At 37.7% G+C, this 17979-nt stretch carries 18 protein-coding genes and 1 tRNA gene; 8 read left to right on the top strand and 11 right to left on the bottom strand.

Annotated features, from left to right (window positions below; genetic code table 11):
- The first annotated feature begins 6 nt into the window (after positions 1 to 6).
- Positions 7 to 456 carry a hypothetical protein gene (locus ACTJKC_RS08715; RefSeq protein ID WP_344851460.1) on the top strand — a complete coding sequence of 150 codons (450 nt, stop codon included), beginning with the start codon at positions 7 to 9 and terminating at the stop codon, positions 454 to 456.
- A gap of 64 nt (positions 457 to 520) precedes the next feature.
- Here the strand turns inward: ACTJKC_RS08715 and ACTJKC_RS08720 are convergent, their stop codons facing one another.
- Positions 521 to 928, bottom strand: a complete 408-nt coding sequence (locus ACTJKC_RS08720; protein WP_440791153.1) for a DoxX family protein — start codon at positions 926 to 928, stop codon at positions 521 to 523.
- A gap of 1 nt (position 929) precedes the next feature.
- On the bottom strand, positions 930 to 1829 hold the full coding sequence (locus tag ACTJKC_RS08725; RefSeq protein WP_440791155.1) for a S66 peptidase family protein: 900 nt from the start codon (positions 1827 to 1829) through the stop codon (positions 930 to 932).
- 40 nt (positions 1830 to 1869) lie between these two features.
- Here ACTJKC_RS08725 and metG point away from each other — a divergent pair, with 40 nt between their 5' ends.
- Positions 1870 to 3978 (top strand): methionine--tRNA ligase, encoded by a 2109-nt coding sequence (gene metG / locus ACTJKC_RS08730; protein ID WP_440791157.1) that lies wholly within the window; start codon positions 1870 to 1872, stop codon positions 3976 to 3978.
- 64 nt (positions 3979 to 4042) lie between these two features.
- Here metG and ACTJKC_RS08735 read toward each other — a convergent pair whose 3' ends face one another.
- A complete protein-coding gene (locus tag ACTJKC_RS08735; RefSeq protein ID WP_440791159.1) occupies positions 4043 to 4765 on the bottom strand; it encodes an SDR family oxidoreductase in 723 nt (240 codons plus the stop codon).
- 276 nt (positions 4766 to 5041) lie between these two features.
- On the opposite strand from ACTJKC_RS08735, the gene ACTJKC_RS08740 reads away from it, so the two are divergent.
- From ACTJKC_RS08740 to ACTJKC_RS08760, 5 genes are all read left to right on the top strand, one after another.
- Entirely contained in the window at positions 5042 to 5287 is a 246-nt protein-coding gene (locus ACTJKC_RS08740; RefSeq protein ID WP_344851464.1) for a GIY-YIG nuclease family protein, read from the top strand.
- A tRNA-Arg gene (locus tag ACTJKC_RS08745) sits at positions 5278 to 5349 on the top strand. Before ACTJKC_RS08740 ends, ACTJKC_RS08745 begins: the two co-directional genes overlap by 10 nt.
- 310 nt (positions 5350 to 5659) lie before the next feature.
- The gene (locus ACTJKC_RS08750) at positions 5660 to 6706 is read left to right on the top strand and encodes a sensor histidine kinase (protein WP_440791162.1); all 1047 of its coding nucleotides are present in this window, start codon (positions 5660 to 5662) and stop codon (positions 6704 to 6706) included.
- Positions 6707 to 6724: 18 nt separating this feature from the next.
- Positions 6725 to 7450 carry a LytR/AlgR family response regulator transcription factor gene (locus ACTJKC_RS08755; RefSeq protein ID WP_344851478.1) on the top strand — a complete coding sequence of 242 codons (726 nt, stop codon included), beginning with the start codon at positions 6725 to 6727 and terminating at the stop codon, positions 7448 to 7450.
- A gap of 115 nt (positions 7451 to 7565) precedes the next feature.
- The gene (locus ACTJKC_RS08760) at positions 7566 to 8438 is read left to right on the top strand and encodes a S41 family peptidase (RefSeq protein ID WP_440791164.1); all 873 of its coding nucleotides are present in this window, start codon (positions 7566 to 7568) and stop codon (positions 8436 to 8438) included.
- Here ACTJKC_RS08760 and ACTJKC_RS08765 read toward each other — a convergent pair whose 3' ends face one another.
- The 4 genes from ACTJKC_RS08765 to ACTJKC_RS08780 form a co-directional block, all read right to left on the bottom strand.
- Positions 8439 to 9548 carry an alcohol dehydrogenase catalytic domain-containing protein gene (locus tag ACTJKC_RS08765; RefSeq protein WP_440791166.1) on the bottom strand — a complete coding sequence of 370 codons (1110 nt, stop codon included), beginning with the start codon at positions 9546 to 9548 and terminating at the stop codon, positions 8439 to 8441.
- Position 9549: 1 nt separating this feature from the next.
- On the bottom strand, positions 9550 to 10680 hold the full coding sequence (locus ACTJKC_RS08770) for a lanthionine synthetase LanC family protein (RefSeq protein WP_440791167.1): 1131 nt from the start codon (positions 10678 to 10680) through the stop codon (positions 9550 to 9552).
- A 72-nt stretch (positions 10681 to 10752) separates the two neighbouring features.
- Positions 10753 to 10941, bottom strand: a complete 189-nt coding sequence (locus ACTJKC_RS08775) for a class I lanthipeptide (RefSeq protein ID WP_344851482.1) — start codon at positions 10939 to 10941, stop codon at positions 10753 to 10755.
- A gap of 25 nt (positions 10942 to 10966) precedes the next feature.
- Positions 10967 to 11158, bottom strand: coding sequence for a class I lanthipeptide (locus tag ACTJKC_RS08780; RefSeq protein WP_344851483.1), 192 nt, complete (start codon positions 11156 to 11158; stop codon positions 10967 to 10969).
- 233 nt (positions 11159 to 11391) lie between these two features.
- Here ACTJKC_RS08780 and ACTJKC_RS08785 point away from each other — a divergent pair, with 233 nt between their 5' ends.
- A complete protein-coding gene (locus ACTJKC_RS08785) occupies positions 11392 to 14541 on the top strand; it encodes a lantibiotic dehydratase (RefSeq protein WP_440791170.1) in 3150 nt (1049 codons plus the stop codon).
- A 105-nt stretch (positions 14542 to 14646) separates the two neighbouring features.
- Here the strand turns inward: ACTJKC_RS08785 and ACTJKC_RS08790 are convergent, their stop codons facing one another.
- From ACTJKC_RS08790 to ACTJKC_RS08805, 4 genes are all read right to left on the bottom strand, one after another.
- Positions 14647 to 15324, bottom strand: a complete 678-nt coding sequence (locus ACTJKC_RS08790; protein WP_344851485.1) for a metal-dependent hydrolase — start codon at positions 15322 to 15324, stop codon at positions 14647 to 14649.
- Positions 15325 to 15416: 92 nt separating this feature from the next.
- Complete coding sequence (locus ACTJKC_RS08795; protein WP_440791172.1) at positions 15417 to 15722, bottom strand: YbaB/EbfC family nucleoid-associated protein; 306 nt, start codon at positions 15720 to 15722, stop codon at positions 15417 to 15419.
- Between the two features lie 23 nt (positions 15723 to 15745).
- Positions 15746 to 16729, bottom strand: a complete 984-nt coding sequence (locus ACTJKC_RS08800; protein ID WP_440791174.1) for a hypothetical protein — start codon at positions 16727 to 16729, stop codon at positions 15746 to 15748.
- Positions 16730 to 16733: 4 nt separating this feature from the next.
- Entirely contained in the window at positions 16734 to 17963 is a 1230-nt protein-coding gene (locus ACTJKC_RS08805; protein ID WP_440791176.1) for a serine hydrolase domain-containing protein, read from the bottom strand.
- Between the last annotated feature and the right edge of the window lie 16 nt (positions 17964 to 17979).

Consider the following 17979-nt stretch of genomic DNA (forward strand, 5'->3'; position numbering starts at 1 on the left):
ATAACTATGAAAAGAATTTTAATCATATTATTTGCATCAATTTTAGGCCTGGCCTCATGCAAAAAAGATCCAAAGCAACCTGAAACACTTGATACAGTTGCAACCATTACTTTTGATGGTAACTTAAATACGGTATCAGGCACCTACTCAAGCTATGCCACAGCTACTCCTACTACAAAAGGAACAGGAACTGTAAATATTGTAATTACCTATAGTGGAGATGTAAAAACACTTTCATTTACCACGCCAACAGGTACGGTAATCAACAATCTGGGCACCGCAACAGTAAGCGGAGGCAGTTATACCTTTACCAAATTGGTAAAAGATTTACGTGGCGCGGCTGATGCGCCGCTCCCAACCTCTGGTACAAGCGGCGCAGTTATTTTAACGGTTACGGCCACCCTCGGCAATGGCCAGACGGTGAAACGCTTTTTTACCATTAACATTACCGGATAATTTGCTAAAATAAAGGCCTGGAAATTTTCCAGGCCTTTATTTCTTAATTGAAAGAATAGTTAAGCTATTTCTTATCCACACTATATTTCCCCGGGCCGATAAAAATCAAGCCAAAAAATACAATGCCTAATTCTATTGCATGGCTGGCTCCGCCTAATCCATCTCCTTTGCCAAAATGTACCAAAGCGGCAATAATCATGGTAAAGATTAATAAAATTAAGGCCGGTCTAAAAAACAAGCCTACAATTAGAAGAAAACCACCAAAGGTTTCAGTCGCTGCGGCCATAAAGCCCCAAAATATCGGAAAAAAATCTATGCCGATTACTTTCATGCTTCCGCCTAAGTTTGTCCAGCCGTTTGGCCCGCCGGCAAGTTTTGGAAAGCCGTGGATAATGAACATTACTCCTATGCCCAATCGCAAAAGTAACAATCCGGTATTGCGGTATTTTCCTAAATTATCTAAAATCGCCATCTTATAAATATTTAAATTGAACGTTATTGGTTTCTACATTTAGTGCTACTTCGGCGCCCAAAGTCATACATAGGTTGTTTTCAATATGCCCTGTAGGGAAATTGAAACAAACCGGGTAGTCGTATTCCTTAACAATCTCCCAGATTACCTCATCGGCTGTTTGCCCGAATGAAATTTTTTCTTCTGCAATCTCATTAAAAGCACCAACAATTAAGCCTTTTAAATGCTTGAGTTTGCCAGCCCTTTTCAGCATCCGCAACATCCGGTCGATGCTGTATTCATGTTCGCCAACATCTTCCAGAAATAAAATTTTATCTGTAAAATCCATTTCCGAAACCGAACCCTGCATCATGGCCAGTAAAGTAAGGTTACCGCCAATTAAAATGCCATTGGTTTCTCCAACCCTATTTTTAAACGTGCTCTGGTAATTATATTCCTGTTTTTCGCCAAATAAGGCATTTTGTAAAGATATTAAAGCTTCAGCCGTAGATTCATCAAAAGTGTAAGGCATTTGTGCATGGAGGCACTGTGTATGGCTTTGTGCAATCAGGTGCGATAGAAGCACCGTAATATCGCTGAAACCTACAAACCATTTCGGGTTTTTGTTAAATTCGGTAAAATCAAGGTTATCAATGATACGGATGGCACCATAACCTCCGCGACCAGAAATAATGGCTTTTATTGATGGATCATCTAAAAAGCGCTGAATGTCTTTTGTCCTTAAATGGTCGCTTCCGGCAAATTGGTGGTGACTGGCATACACACTATCGCCTATAATAACCTCTAAACCCCAGCTTTTTAATATTTCAATGGCATGGTCTATCGGTTTGGGTAATTTTTTTGCCGGACATACGAGGGCAATTTTATCTCCTTTTTTTAAATACGGGGGCTGCTTAATCATCTTCAAAACACTTATCTTTGCCAAATTAATAAAAATTGTTTTGGATAATAGTAAAATAAAAAGATATACCGTAACTGCGGCCCTTCCATATACCAATGGACCGGTTCATATTGGGCACCTTGCTGGTGTTTACATCCCTGCAGATATTTATGCCCGTTACTTAAGATCGAATAAACGTGATGTGAAATTCATCTGCGGATCTGACGAAAATGGCGTTCCGATTACTTTAAAGGCCAAAAGAGAGGGAATTACTCCTCAGGAAGTGGTAGATAAGTACCACAAAATTATTGGCGATTCTTTTAAAGAATTCGGGGTTTCTTTTGATATTTACCACCGTACTTCTTCACAAACCCATCACCAGACAGCAGCCGATTTCTTCGAAACGCTCTATGATAAAGGTGTTTTTACCGAAGAAATTACCGAACAATATTACGATGCTACGGCGAAACAGTTTTTGGCCGATCGTTACATCACCGGTACCTGCCCGAAATGTGGCAACGAAAATGCTTATGGCGATCAGTGCGAAAACTGTGGCTCTACGCTTAATGCTACCGATTTAATTAATCCAAAATCTACCCTGTCTGGCGATAAACCGATTCTGAAAGAAACCAAAAACTGGTTTTTACCGCTCGATAAATACGAAGACCGTTTAAGAGCCTATATCGAAAGCCATAAAGAGTGGCGCCCTAATGTTTACGGCCAATGCCAAAGCTGGTTAAATGCCGGTTTACAACCAAGGGCAATGACCAGAGATTTAGATTGGGGGGTACGCGTTCCCCTTCGCGATGCTGAAGGAAAAGTACTTTACGTATGGTTTGATGCGCCGATTGGTTATATTTCCGCCACGAAAGAACTTTGTAACTACGCAAAACTGGATGTCTGGAACCCGAAAGCGGAAGAATATTATATCAGCAGTTACGAAAGTGATAAATGTGGCTGGGAAGAATATTGGAAAAGCGACGAAACCAAATTAGTCCACTTTATTGGTAAAGATAACATCGTTTTCCACTGCATTATTTTCCCTGCAATGTTAATGGCGCATGGCGAATATACTTTGGCCGATAACGTGCCTGCTAACGAGTTTTTAAATCTCGAAGGACAAAAAATATCCACTTCTAAAAACTGGGCAGTTTGGCTGAACGAATATTTAAGGGAATTTGAAGGTAAACAAGATGTTTTACGTTATGTATTAACCGCAACTGCGCCCGAAACGAAAGATAACGATTTTACCTGGAAAGATTTTCAGGCGAGGAACAATAATGAATTGGTTGCTATCCTGGGCAATTTTGTAAACCGTGTAGTGGTACTTACCCATAAATATTTTGGCGGTTCGGTTCCTACCTGTATGGAAATTACCGAAGTAGATCAGGCTGTTATTGATGAACTGGCTGGCTATCCTGCAAAAATTTCTGCCTCTATCGAGAACTACCGTTTTAGAGAAGCCTTATCAGAAGTAATGAATGTGGCGCGTTTGGGTAATAAGTACCTGGCAGAAACAGAACCATGGAAACTGATTAAAACCGACGAAGACCGGGTAAGAACGATACTGCATATTGCACTTCAAATTGCTGGCAATATTCAGATCCTGATTGAGCCTTTCTTGCCATTTACAGCAGAAAAATTAATGAAAATGCTTAAAAATGGCGGACATGATTGGGAAAATGCAGGTACAATCAACCTGTTAAAACGCGGTCATGAAATTGGCGAAGCTGTTCTTCTGTTCGAAAAAATAGAAGATGCTGAAATTGATTTCCAGATTGAGAAATTAAACCAGAGCAAAGCCAGCAATGCCGCCAGTACAGCGGTTGCTGTTCCTGCAAAAGAAAACATCCAGTTTGATGATTTCTCGGCCATGGATATCCGTGTAGCCACCATTATTGCTGCAGAAAAGGTAGAGAAAACCAAAAAACTATTAAAACTGACCGTAAATACTGGTATTGATGAAAGAACAGTAGTTTCTGGTATCGCCGAATATTATAAACCTGAAGATATTGTTGGTAAACAAGTAAGTATGATTGTAAACCTGGCTCCACGCGAAATTAAAGGGATATTATCACAGGGAATGATCCTGATGGCAGAAAATGCTGAAGGAAAACTTACTTTTGTGGCTCCTGCAGAGAAGTTTCAGGAAGGTAGCGTAATCCGGTAATATCACAGATAAATAATAAAAAAAGCCATTTGATCATAGATCAAATGGCTTTTTGCTTAAAATATTAAGGATTCATCCGGTTAAAATATTCGCTTATAGAATCATTATTCGCTTTTGCCCTGTCTTCACTCGTGCCAAAGGTTAATTCGGTTTTTCCTTCTTTCATCTGTTCAAATACTGATGTTACAAAGTCACTTACTGCAGGGTGTGCATCATGGATTCCTTTTCCACCCAAATCAGTATTCAAAGCCGGCGGAATCATTTCGATCACCACTATCTTCGAATCTTTCAGGCTGTGGCGTAATGAAAGCGTGAAAGAACGCATAAAGGCTTTTGTTCCACAATAAACAGGTACCTGAGAAAACGGCACAAATGCCAAACCTGAAGTAACATTAATAATCGTATCTAAAGAATCCAGCTCGGTGAAAAGTTTTGTTAAATGAATCGGCGCCAAAACGTTGGTGGTGATTTCATCATTTGCTTTTTCATAGAAATCATCATCACCAATATTCATCCAGTTTTGGATACCGGCATTATTTACCAATACATTTAAATCGCTATGATTTTCGGCAATCCATTTGTATAATTCAATTCTATCTGTTTCGTTTGATAGATCGCAAGCTTTAGTAATTACCGATGGTAGTTTGTCTTTTGCCTCTTGTAAAGCCGATTCACGTCGGCCACAGATAATTACCGTATTGTTTTCTTTTATAAATCTTTCGGCCAGCCCGAAGCCTATGCCACTTGCGCCGCCTGTAATCAGGATTTTATTATTTGCTAATTTCATGTTCTAATAAATTGATAGGTCAAAGATGAAGCTATTAAAAAGATTTATTATGGTGAGTAGTACAGTTTTTTCATAGTTCTTAAAAGATGTGTTCATTAAATAAATCAGATTTTAGTCCCCCGGTAATAAACCATTAATGCATGATAAAATGAATTCTCTTGAGAGAAAACTTTTGTTATATTTGCGCAATCAAAATAAAATGGTCCCGTAGTTCAACGGATACCCGCCTGAACGACTTTAGTCGGGCAGGGAATAGAAGTTTTCTAAACTTTAGCAATGAGTTACTTTGCCTATGTAATTAAAAGTTTGCATTTTGATTATTTTTACAAAGGGCATTGTGAAGATTTAGATAAACGATTAAAAGAACACAACGCTGGTAAGACGAAGTCAAATAAGGCTTACCTCCCCTTCATAATTTTTTATTATGAAGAATTCCCAACAAGGGATGAAGCAATTAAAAGAGAAAAATATTTTAAATCTGCTTCAGGAAGGCGATATTTGAAAAATAAAATGGTCCCGTAGTTCAACGGATAGAATAGAAGTTTCCTAAACTTTAGATATGAGTTCGATTCTCGTCGGGACCACAACTGTTAAGCCTTTGGATAAAATCTGAAGGCTTTATCATTTCATCACTTTTACAGCTTTAAGTCGTCCTTTGGCAAATCATTAACCATTCTGCAATGATTTTTTGTATCTAATTAAATAGCGCTGCAATTTCTATCAATTTAGTCTATCTAAATTTACAGTTTCTATAAAATAATGCCTGATTTTGGTTGCAATAAGCATTAATTTAAACTTTTTGTTAAAATTATTGGCAAATATCATTTGTTTTACTACACGAATGATGTTAGATTTGATAATCAACCATCCCAAATAGAAACCAAATAAAAGAAATTGGCAACTACAATATTCAGGTCTGCAATTGCAAAACATTCGATATTTTGGATATTATACTGGCTATACGAAATAGCCATCGTTTTAGTATTGGATGCTACAAAGCTTCTGTGGCAGGAAACCATTTTAATGGCCATTTTAAATACTTCAGTATTTTATTCCAGTGCCTACTGGGTAATGCCACAAAGAGGAAAGCAAATTTCCTATTTTAAATCGGTTTACAAGATTCTTTTGGTGCTTTGTAGTTATTTGGCTTTTAAAACGGCAATAACAGTATCCTTATTACACTTCAATATAATAGAACATACAAACCTATATCAAAACTCTTTCGCCTATGTTATATCGGCAATATGGCGGAGCAGTTACTTTATTTTTCTAGGAATAGCATTTTGGTTTTCCCGGATGTCGATTTTAAGCGAGCAGGAATTAAGAAAAAAAGAGTTAGAAGAGCAGAAATTAAAAATGAGTATTCTTGATATGAAAATCGCCTACTTTAAATCGCGGATCAATCCACATGTGCTTTTTAACGCGCTAAACTTTCTGTATTCTGAATCGCTTGATTTATCTAAAGAACTTTCCAAAGGAATATTAACATTATCAGAAATCCTGCGATACTCTTTAAGGGACATAGAGGATGACGGAAAATCGTTATTGGTTGAAGAAATAGCGCAGATCAAAAATTTGATTCTCTTAAATCAGTTTAGATTTGGAAAGGAAATCCACTTTATACATCATGAAAAAGGAGTTACCAAAACACATAAAATAGTGCCGCTCATTTTAATAACGCTTGTAGAAAATGCGTTAAAGTTTGGAGAAATGACAGATGAGCATAACCCTATTAAGCTTAATATTGAAGTAAATAACGGGAAGCTAAGGGTTTCTTTAGAAAACAAGAAAAAAACGGAAACTTTACTAAGTGTTGAAGGATACGGAATTGGCCTTAAATTTATAACTTACCAACTTGACCGATATTATCAAAAAGATTATATCCTGAAAATTGATGATAAAGAAGAGTTTTATACTGTTACACTGGAAATAAATATTTAACATAATCAATGTCCCACCATGATAAAATGTTTAATTGTTGATGATGAACCGCATGCAATAGAAGTACTCAAAAAATTTTGCCAGCGAACGCCATACCTCGAAATTGCTGGCACCTTTAATAACGCCATTGAACCGATAGCGCTCATCGAAAGTGAAAAAATAGACCTGATTTTTTTGGATATCAATATGCCAAATTTTACCGGTCTGGATTTTGTGAAGAGCTTTGGCAATAAAGTAAATATTGTTTTAACAAGTGCATATTCCAATTATGCTATAAATGCATTTGATAACGATGTGATAGATTACCTGTTAAAACCTTTTTCTTTCGAAAGATTCCTGATCGCCACACAAAAGGTAATTAACAGGCTATCAAAGCCCGTTGCAGGTGTAGAGCATGCCAAGCCTGAAAAAAGAGAGCATATTTTTGTAAAAACGGATAAGAGTAAAATTGTAAAAATTAATTACGACGAAATCGTTTATATTGAAGGACTTAAAAATTATATTTCGCTTTATTTAACTGGTAACAGAAGGGTAATTACACTTTTAAATATGAAAACACTCGAAGAAAAACTCCAGCTCCATGGCGTATTGAGGGTTCATAAATCCTACCTGATCGCTCTTGATAAAATCATTTCATTAGATGGTGGTGTGGTTAATTTATCCGGTGCCGAAAAGCCTATCCCGATAGGAAGCACTTTCCGTACTTCGTTCCTGGATAGTTTAAAAGGAAGGATGTTAACATAATAACTATTTCATGATCCGATCCTTATCTTTTTTATTTACCATATTTTTGAGTACATATTCTTTGGCCCAATCTGTTTCTGCCCCCAGAGCCTATCTAAATTCGGCGCTGGCACTGATGAAATCGAATTCCATTCGCAAGAACGAACTTAACTGGACTTCTATTTACGAGTTTGCTTACAAGCAATCTGAAAAATGTACTACTATAGCTGAGTTATACCCGGTTATTGATAGCACTCTGACCATGTTGAACGATCAGCATTCTAGTTTTTATGCACCAGAAAAAGTAGCCGGATTATTTAAGGGATACAGGGCAAATGAGGAAGAACTGCCAATGGTAAGCGCAAAAACCCTCAAAAATGGATATGGTTATTTAAAAGTTCCCCATTTTTATTTTGCCAATAATGAAGAATGGGAAGAATTTGTAACAGATGCCTACAATAAGCTAAAAAAGCTGGATGTTTTAAAGCCCAAAGGCTGGATTATTGATTTACGTGATAATGACGGTGGAATGCTTGTGCCTATTTTGGGTGCAATAGCGCCATTTATAGAAGGATCGAAAGCCATAGGGATAAAAGATGCAGACGGTATCATTAAACATTATTACTATTCGGCAAATGCTGTTAAATATGGCGATTCGGTTGTTTATCAGTTTAAAACACCTTTAATTAAACTTGGCAGTAAAACAAAGCCTGTTGTTGTGCTGATTAACAAGCATACAGGTAGTTCGGGAGAATTTGCTGCTGCGGCTTTTATTGGTAGACCGGATACAAAACTCATGGGGTCAGAAACCAATGGCTTAACGTCTTCCAATACAGAATTCAAGCTTGCTGACGGGGCGTATCTTGTCATTACCAATGGTACATTGATAGATCGTAACAATTACGAGTACAAGGAAGTGGGCGCGGGTATAAAGCCCAGCATCAAAATATCAAAAAAGGATCTGGAGAGCGATAAAATATTTGATATAGCAATAAAAGCAATGAAGTAGTCAGGCATATTTTAATACCACTTTACCCATACGGTTTTTATCGTTAAAAGCCATTTCTATAAACGGGCCTAAATTATCCAGTTGGTAAATGTTTTCGATGTTTACTTTTATCCTGCCACTCTTTAAATCTTCAATTCCGTTTAAAAGATCTTTTGTGTTGCCCAGGCAGTTGCCTATTAACTGCACATTTTTCATAATCATGTGGGCAAGCAGATAACCAAGAGACGCATTACCCGGCTGATTTAAGGCTATAAATTCGGGCTTTTGTTTATACAAGCCACAGGTGATGTACTTTCCGTTTACATTAACAAAAGGAAGTAATTTCTCAAAGAACACATCAGAAAACGGATCAAACACAGTGTCAAAACCATTATTTAATCCATTAAATTTTCTGAGCGCCGTTTCAATGTCTTCAAGTTGATTGTATAAAATCACCTCATTTCCATCCTTTTTCAATGCTTCAAATGTATTCGGGCTGCTTGTAAGGATTGTAGGTAAATATCCTTTCATTTTAAGCGTTTCGACAATAAAAAGGGAGGTGTTTGAACTTCCTGAAGTAACCAATATCCTGCTGTTCTTTTTTAATTTTGCCTTTCTGATCATGGCGTAAGAGGTTTGAAGTCCGATAGATATGGAAGCCGCAACTTCATCACTTAAATCATCATCAATTTTAATTAATTTATCTTCAAGCAGAAATTCATAGGCCATTGAAGCCCGGTTTGATGGAATGCCTTTGCGCGAAACACCCCGCATTGGTTTAATAAAATAATCACAATTTGGAATTACCCTGTCTCCTATCTTAATCGATCGTACTTTTTTACCTATGCCTACAACTTCTGCAACAAAATCAGACCCAAAAAAATGATGGCCCGATGGAGATTTTTTTAAATTGTTGTTAAGCGTAAATAACATGGATAAATCCCTGAAATTTATGGATATTGCTTTTTTTAAAACGAGAACCTTATAATCTCCAAGACTATCTTCGCCATCAGGAACTGGTTCAGGCGTTTTTAAGATTCCAAAATTGAATGGTTGATGATGGATCTGGGTCGAATACTTAAATTCAGGGCGTTCGGGGCCATTTGGGGGAAGCAATGCAAGTGATTTCATATTACATCAGGAATATTTTGGTCCATGAAGTTTCTTTGGGCGTTAACCGTTCGTTAAGCCTGATGGCAACTGCCCCGAGGCCGGCTTCAAAAACAAAAGGAGACTGGTAGGGATTAATTTCTTCGTATTTTGTATAAAAAAGCGAAAACTGTTGCTTTGTAAATTCTTCGCACCAGGTATTTTTACTAATTGCTGAAAGCTTTTGTAAAAGCAATAACTGTCCGGCAAGTCCATGCCTCAATCCAATTTCTATTTTATCGGTTTTATTGTTTTTTGTTTTTTCGGTTGCAATTTCGAATAGTTTTCCGCAAAGGGTGTGTAAAGCGTTATCTTTAAATAAGGCAGCGAGTGTATATAGTAGGCATAATACACCAAAATCGCCATAACTCCAGCTTTGGCTGGCTGAGTAAGTGGGTATTGCCCCTGTTTTTTCAATTTTAATAGGAAATATAGATTGCTCTGATAAGTTAATTTGCTCTTTTAAATATTTTAGGGTTTGATCAAGTAAATCCCAGATCTGATCTTTTTGCTTAACCCGTTCATCGGTTACTGCTTTACTAAGTACAAGTGCCGTACCTGTTATGCCATGGGCAATACCCAGGTTAACATGTGAAAAAAAGCGGTTCGGTTCGATAATCCGTTGCCGTGTGATCTGGTTTTTTTCTACGCCATTAATTAATGCTAAGAGGATACCATTAATGTATCCGGTATTTGCCATATCGGCTTTTTGATTTAAAAAATAAGATAGCGGGCCAGAACACCCAAATAAAAAATCGGTGTGCCCTAAATTGGCCTGAAGTGTTGCTCCCTTGAATATAATCTGATCAATATCCGTTAATTCTGCTAAAACCGAATCATCAAAAACTTCCTGTTCGATTAAATAGGCAATTACAGAGGTAAAACCCGAAAGCCCGGTACCCATTGAGGTATTGGTAAGTGAAGAACTGCTGGAAGATAGTCTATCAAATACATCTGCAACAATATCGAACGTCCTGTCTGTATTCAACAGGTCTTTGTTAAGCTGAGAAATAAGGTGCTGACAAATGCAATGCCCCATTGAGCCAGCCAATAGAGAATCGCCCGAATAATCGCTTTTTTGGAGCGAATCGGAAAATAATTTAGGGTTAAACATATAGGAAGAGGTGATCGGATGAATAAAAAAGGGTATCCGGTTTTCTTTCGAATACCCTTTTAGAAGTTCGAATTAGCTACAAGAATAGTGGATACTATCGCTTTCAAGCGCTTCTTCTTTTGGTTTAGGCTCGATGGTTACTTTAGTGCAGCAAGTGAAAGTAACACCACCTTGAATCTGGTCAAGATTTGAATCGTCTAATTTAGAGATTGATTTTTTGTTCAATGACAATTTTCTGTCTGTTAAGTTTTTCTTTTTCATGTTGTTGTTTTTTAAGTGGTTCTAATTATTTACCGCAAGAATAGTGTACACTGGTATCTTCAGCTAACTCTTCTGAAGCCTTTGTTTTGATTACAACTTCTGTGCAACAAGTAAAAGTTGCGCCACCTTGAATTTGGTCAAGATTTGAATCATCCAGGTTAGAGATCGCTTTTTTGTTCAGTGACAATTTTCTGTCTGTTAAATTTTTCTTTTTCATGTTTTTTGATTTTTATGGTTATAGATTTAATTGTTTTTAACTTTATTAATTCCCCGTAAGCCGGGTTTCTTTATCGTTTTGACAAGGGTAAAATTATGGCGATTGCAGCCTGGTATTTATAGTTAGAATTAATCATTTTGAGCAATCAAAATAGTAACTGCCGAAAACTGTGGCTACCGCTCTTATGCTTATCTTGCATGATGTAATTCGCTAACAGCCTAAACCTTAAAAACATGTCAAACTTTAAAAACAACTATTCATTTACCGATAATTTTGTAGTCAGGCTCCCTGTGTTTCCTTACCAAACGGCTTATACGGGAGAAGAAGTGAAGACTTATTTTAAAACCTCCGAATTGTTTAGAGAAGCTGTTTTTCTGGCTTCGCCTATTCTTTATGCCGAGGCAGATAAATGGATAAATAACCAGATAGAATCAAAACAGGAGGCCGATAAAATTTTGGTATCCTTAACCAAATACCTGATCAGGATGAGTACGAGATGTACACCTTTTGGACTATTTGCTACCTGTTCTTCGGCAAAATGGGAAAACCGGAGCGACTTAACCATCAGTGATAAACTATCCCGGAAAACAAGGTTCGATATGCTCTATCTGTGCGAACTGGCCAAAAGTTTAGAGCAGCACGATAATATCAGACATGCTTTAAAATATTATCCAAACAGTTCAATTTATCATCTTGGTGATGAAGTAAGGTATGTAGAATACCATGTTACCAACGCTAAAAGGTTTCATCAGATCAGTTCCGTTTTACGGTCGGAGGAGTTGCTTGCCCTTTTAAATGCATCAATAGACGGAAGCACAATTAAAGTACTGGCTGATGTGATCCAACAATTGGGTTATAGCCTTGAAGAAGCACAGGAGTTTGTAGAAAGCTGTATCTCATCGCAGGTTTTAACCAGTGAACTGGAGCCCGAGATAACCAATGAAGATGTACTGCAACAGATTATCAATATTTTAGAAAAAATTGCTGCACAAGGCGTAGATATTGCTTTCGAATTGAAAACATTACAGCTATTGCAGGAAAACTTACAGGAGCTTGATGGAGCAGGGATTAACCAACCCGGAGCTTATCTTTCCATTATCGAAAATGCAAAAAAACTGAATGTGCCCATCAACGAAAAATTTTTCTTTCAAACAGATGCTTTCCGCGCAGAAAACCAGTTTAGCCTTGATAAAGCGGTGCAGGAAGATATTATGGAGGCACTTCACGTGCTTTCTGCAATTAATCCGGTAAAGGAAAATAATAACCTTCAGCAATTTGCAAAGAAATTTTATCAGCGGTACGAAGAAAGAGAAGTGCCCATTCTTGAAGTACTTGATACCGAATCGGGCATAGGTTATCTTGCAAAACAAAAAAATGGTTATTCGCCCTTAATCGATGGACTAACATTAAACAAAAGATATGCTGATGCCCTTGGGATGGATATTTACCAGCAGGAACTTTTTTTGATAGCCAAACTGGAAGATGCCATGAGAAAGGGACTTAAAGAAATTGAAATTACCCGCGATGATTTAAAGGCCGCCGGAATTGATGTGATCAATAACGACCTCCCCAACAGCATGTCGGGTATAATTTATCATTTAGGCGGGCAGAAAATTCATATAGAATCTTTTGCAGGTAGTAGCGCGATAAATGTACTTGGCAGGTTTGGACATGCAGATGAACAGATAAAGGAGACCATCCTCGACATTACCAGGCATGAATCTGAATTAGAAACTGACTCGGTTATTGCAGAAATTGTCCACTTACCCGAAAGCAGGGTTGGAAATATCCTGCTGCACCCTAAATACAGGAAATATGAAATTCCATATCTGGCTAAAAGCTCAGCCAGCCCGGAAGATACCATTAATCTGCAGGATATTTTGGTGTCGGTAAGCAGGGGAAGGGTTGTTTTAAGGTCAAAAAGACTTAAAAAAGAAATACTTCCCAGGTTAAGCAATGCACATAATTATGTATATAATGCGCAACCGGTATATCAGTTTTTGTGCGATATGCAACAACAAACAGGAAGAAGGGGCTTATCGTTTAATTGGTTCGATTTGGCTAAAAAGTACAGGTTTTTACCCAGGGTAACGGTTGGTAACTCGATTGTTTCGCTGGCAACATGGACGCTTAACAAACAACATATGGCTGATTTTTCAAAGGCCTCTAAAAGCACAACCGACCTGGAATTGTGGTTGAAACAGCTCGGGCTGCCCGAAGTTGTAACACTTGTAGATGGCGACAATACTCTTTTAGTGGATTTTAGAGAGCAAAACTCCATTCAGTTGTTTTTAGACCTGATCAAAAAGCGAGAAACTTGTATCTTAAAAGAGCATCTGGCTGCTAACGGAGATTATCCGTTTAGGGATGCCAAAAACCAGACGTATCTTAATCAGCTTATTGTTCCAATTGTTAAAAAACAGCAAGCGAAAACTGCATCTGCCAGACGTAATGAAGCCGATGTACCGAAAGCCCAAAGAACATTCTCTATCGGTTCTGAATGGTTATATTTTAAATTTTATTGCGGTGCCCAGATTATTGAAAGAGTTGTGGCAGAAATCCTTGCGCCTTTAACACAGTTGTTAAAAGAAAAAGGCTTGATTAAAGAATGGTTCTTTCTAAGGTTTGCAGATCCGGACCTGCACCTCAGGGTAAGGTTTAAGTTAGCTGCAGTTGAGCGGATTGGTGAGGTAATCGCTATAGTAAACGAAAATTTATTACATTTTACCAGCAAAAAACTGATCTATAAGGTAACAACAGATACTTACGAAAGGGAAATTGAACGCTACGGGGATGAATATATTGAAAGGGCTGAGGAGATTTTTCATCATGACAGCGAGAGCGTAGTGCAGGTTTTAGGAAATATTGAAGGCAGTGAGGGCGAAACCATCCGGTGGTTATGGGGAATGAAATCGGTAGATGCCCTTTTAAATGATTTTAACCTGTCAACTGAAGAAAAGCTTATTTTCTTAACCCCCTTGAAAAGTGGTTTTGCAAATGAATTTAATGCCGATAAAAGCACAAATATGCAGATCAATAAAAAATACCGCGATTTTCGTAATGAAATTTATGATATTATGGGGAGCAAAAAGGAAAATGAACATCCTTATCAGCCATTGTTCGAAATTATAGAAAATCGTTCTGCACAGATAGGCGAAACCATTATTCCAAAAATGCGTGCTTTGACAGATGTGAAAGAAAATCAGAGGAAATTATTCGATCTGTTGGCCAGTTTTACCCATATGCACATTATCCGCCTTTTCCCTTTTCAGCAGAGGTTGCACGAAATGATTATATATGAGTTTCTTTATACTTATTATAAAACGCAATTGGCGATAAAAAATGGCAAAACAAAAGAAAGTACATTGAGCCTGGCCCAGTAAATCAGGTCATATTATAATTACTTTACTAATCAAAAAAGGGCCAATTGCCCTTTTTTATAATTATTGCTTGCAATCACGACTGCTACGTTTCGGATTTACCTGGAATTATAAGTTTATTGTTTCACCAATTTCTGGTAATAGTAACGTTTTCTTTTCGCGCTCAAATTTATCTACAGCAACTTTGGTATCAATTTCAATTACGGGGAAAGTGTTATAGTGCACGCCGATTACTTTATCGCAATCAAAATATTTGGTGGCAATTAATGCGTCATCAACATCCATGGTGTAGTTTCCACCGATTGGTAAAATAGCATAGTCGAGGTTATAAATATCAGCTAAAACCTTCATCTCAATGGTTAAACCAGTATCACCTGCAAAGTAAATCTGCTTACCATCTACTTCAAGCACAAAACCTGCAGGGTTACCGCCATAACTTCCATCAGGTAAACCCGACGAATGTGTGGCAGGTACCATACGTACTGCGCCCCAATCGAAAGTAAATTTACCAAAGTTCATTCCGTGTACTTTTTCTACACCTTGTTTCGAAGCCCAGTCGGTAATTTCTGGCATTGCAATAACGGTTGCCTGAGTTTGTTTAGCCAGTTCAACTAAATCGGCCACATGATCTCCATGACCATGACTCACTAAAATATAATCAGCTTCAATTGATTTAATATTAATATGTTTAGCTAATGGATTGTGTGATATAAAAGGATCGAACAATAATTTTTTGCCGGCAGCTTCAAGCAGGAAGCAAGATTGGCCATAATAAGTGTATTTCATAATTGTAGTATCAGTTAAGGAATTTGAGTATCAAGTATTGAAATCTGAATATTAAGTATCAAGCTTGGAGCAGCAAGATTGATTTAACAATATTACTGGCCAAACATACCGCCTAAACCGCCCAGCATATCCTGCGCAGAGGCCTGCATTTCTGCAGCACTAACCTGCTCGGCACTTGCCATGGCTTTGTTAATTGCGGTTAACAACAGCTCTTCTAATTCTTCTTTATTGGCGCCTTTTAAAAATTCTTCATCAATAGCTACTCCGGTAATGGCCTTATTTGCTGTTGCAGTAATTTTTATCGCACCATTTTCAACTTCGCCATATACCGATATGGTATCTAAGCGCTTTTTAATTTCTTCGGCTTTTTGTTGAGCCGCAAATAATTTATCGAACATAATCGTTTTGTTTTATTATAAAACTAAATCCGGCCCAAAATCGTATTCGCTTCATCAAGAAAACGCTCAATTTTTTTAGTGCCTATAAAGCTTTTAAGGTTTAAAATGGTTGTTTTGTTTTTGGCAGGCAATAAAATTTCTGCCCTTACCTCAGTACCCGAATAAATAAGGTTAGTTGTTTTACGGATTACCTGAAAGCGGATGAGGTCTTCAAAAGGATATTCTTTTTTAAAACGGCCGGCAAAAGTAGAACGGATAATTTTTCTCTGGCTTTTATCAAAACGGATATTCGAAGTTGCCGCAAAAAGAAGTGCCAGGCCAATCGCCGCCGGAAAATAGGTTAAGAGTACTTTTTGAATAGGCCCTTCGTTTGCCAAAAAATCCGGACTAAACAATATCGCAATGGTAGCGCCGATAAAAATCAATCCAAAAACAAAACTTCCTATCTTATTATCGCGCAAGAGGTAAACGCCTCCTTCTTCTTTAAAAAACCTGAAATCGTATATGGTCTGTTTAGGAATTACAGGTGCATTGGCGAATACTAGCTCATCAATTTTTGGTAGCACTTCCTGCTGAAAAGAAATCAGATTCACATCATTGGCTTTGCCATATCCGGACGAAACAAGAATACCTCTACCATGCCGGTTACTTTTTTTGAACAGTTTATAATTCAAACCGCTTCCGAGTATCTGGTAGGGTTCTACTGAGGCAATATCATCAAACGGAACTGATCCCGTTGGTAAAAAAGCAATTCTTTTATATAAAACCCTGCTGTTGCCATCAAAAATAACTTTGGTTTCGGCAACAAAAATTAATAGTAATGGAATCAGTAGAAGGAAGCCATAATAGCCTATGGTGAGGCCGGCAGAATAACCTTGTACCGATCTTGATAAATAGAAAATTAATGCCGCAATTAATACAAAAAATATAAGCCCAACTATCCTTAAATTTCTTTTAGGATAGATGGTTAATGTACCGGGGCTGATAATCCATTTTGTTTTTGCCATAAATTTAATCTTCGTCAGAACCTGGCAAACTGCCGTTGCCGTGATAAGCCCCCTTACGGATAATTGGCATATCGAAGTGCTTGTAAAGATCGTCGAGATGCATTAAACTTCCGTTGGTCAGGTTGCCTAAAAACACAATAACAATGTTTTTGTTTAAATCTCTTACATAAATGTGGCGGAAACCATGCCACCAGCCCGTATGGTACACTACTTTATCCATTTTTTCGCCATCGAACATTCTCCAGCCATAACCGTAGTTAAAGTGTCCGTTTACAGGCTTATTGTGACCAGTATAGGCAGAATCGAGACTTTTTTGGGTCAATAGTCTGCCATTTTTCAGGTATTTATCAAACAGGACCAAATCATGTACGGTACTGTAAATGCCTTTATCTCCAACGGGGCCATCCAGAAAGTTTTGCGCAACAGAATAACGCCAGGTACGATCATGACCAACCACATCAACCGGGATTTTTTCGTATTCAGTTGTGCTATATACGTGGGTATGTTTTAATCCGGCGGGTTTAAAAACGTGCTCCATCATGTATTGCGAATAACGCTGTCCGGTTACTTTTTCTATAATCGCACCCAAAACCATAAAGTTTGAGTTATTATAATGGAAACGGTTATCGGGCTTGGTATAAGGATTGGGTTTACGCTCGGCAATTACATCCATTACTTCCTGGTTGGTTACGCCTTTTTTCATCGGGCGCTTTTCTTTACGCCAGATATCGTCGATAAAGTAAACGTAATTCATCATGCCGCTGCGGTGCGAAAGCAATAACTTAACAGTTATCCCATCGTAAGGGAAATTAGGATAAAACTTTTTAACGTTATCATTTAATGATAGTTTACCGGCCTCAACCAGTTGCATAATAGCAGTACCTGTAAAAGTTTTGGTAATTGAGGCGAGTTCAAATTCAGAATTGATGTTTAAGCTATCGCGGTGCAGGTAATCGGCCCATCCAATGGCTTTTTCATAAAGGATTTTGCCATCTTTGGCCACCAGCATATTTCCGTTGAAACCATATTTTTTATGCAGGTTATCTACAAAATCAGCGATCCATTTATCGCCTTTTTGTGGGTTGTAAACTAATAGCAGGCTGTCGGCTTTATCATCTTCTTTGGTGCGGATTTTTCTATCAGCGGCTTTTTTCTCTTCAGATTTTTTACCTGAACAGGCGGTTAATAGAGTTGCGGAGAGGGCTAATGCTGAACATATATATCGAAAATTCATTTATATCAGGGATAGT

Origin of the sequence: Pedobacter sp. 22226, from assembly GCF_052045455.1 — a bacterium.
GTDB classification, from domain to species: Bacteria; Bacteroidota; Bacteroidia; order Sphingobacteriales; family Sphingobacteriaceae; genus Pedobacter; species Pedobacter jeongneungensis.